Source organism: Limnoraphis robusta CS-951, from assembly GCF_000972705.2.
In genome coordinates this window covers 1-1,216 of record NZ_LATL02000172.1, presented here as the reverse complement: position 1 = coordinate 1,216, position 1,216 = coordinate 1, and the positions used below count along the sequence as shown (strand labels likewise).

Here is a 1,216-nt window from a genome sequence, read left to right as displayed (position 1 = left end):
AAATAAGATCATTAATTTTATACTGATAACAATAATTATCCTGAATCAATCAAGTATAATACATCTTATAATCATCAATTGCAAGTTTTTTAGTGATTTTTAAGTTCAGAGCGAATGGTTATAATATAGTCATCAACTAAAACCGCTAAAATTTAAAAATAAGTTCTCATCACTCAAACATTCCCAATGACTCAGACATCTGCTGTAGACTTTCAAGACGAATTTGATATTATTGTGGTCGGTGGCGGACATTCCGGTTGTGAAGCCGCGTTAGCCTCAGCCCGTCTGGGATGTCGCACCCTGATGTTAACGTTGAACCTCGATAAAATTGCTTGGCAACCCTGCAACCCCGCCGTTGGGGCGCCTGCCAAGTCCCAACTCACCCACGAAGTAGACGCTTTAGGGGGCGAAATTGGCAAAATGGCCGACCGCACCTATCTACAAAAACGCCTGCTGAATAACTCTCGCGGCCCCGCAGTCTGGGCATTACGCGCCCAAACCGACAAACGAGAATATGCAGCCGTGATGCGAAATATCATTGAAAACCAAGAAAACCTCTCTATCCGTGAAGGCATGGTGACGGACGTTGTATTGGGTGCAAATGATGAAATTATTGGCGTTAAAACTTATTTTGATGTCGCGTTTAAATGCAAGGCCGTTATTCTAACAACCGGAACGTTTTTAGGTGGCGTTATATGGGTGGGAAATAAATCAATGCCCGCCGGACGTGCGGGTGAATTTGCTGCGGTTGGTTTAACCGAAACGCTGAATAAGTTAGGCTTTGAAACGGGACGGTTAAAAACAGGAACTCCCGCCCGAGTTGACAAACGTTCGGTTAATTATAGTCAGTTAGAACCGCAACCGGGAGATGAAGAAGTTCGCTGGTTTAGTTTTGACCCGGAGGTGTGGGTTGAACGCGAACAAATGTGTTGTTATCTGACACGAACCACCGCAGAAACTCATCGTATTATTCGGGAAAATTTGCATTTATCTCCTGTTTATGGCGGTTGGGTAGAAGCAAAAGGGCCGCGTTATTGTCCGAGTATTGAAGATAAAATTGTGCGCTTTGCCGATAAAGAAAGCCACCAAATTTTTATCGAACCGGAAGGGCGAAATATTCCTGAATTGTATATTCAAGGATTTTCTACGGGTTTACCGGAAAGACTGCAAGTAGAAATGTTGCGGAGTTTACCCGGTTTAGAAAAGTGTACGATGT

Annotated in this window: 1 protein-coding gene; it reads left to right on the top strand. The window is 43.5% G+C overall.

The window, feature by feature from the left end:
* Nucleotides 1-186: 186 nt before the first annotated feature.
* On the top strand, nucleotides 187-1,216 hold a 1,030-nt coding region (locus tag WN50_RS14830), incomplete at its 3' end, for an FAD-dependent oxidoreductase (protein ID WP_049559632.1).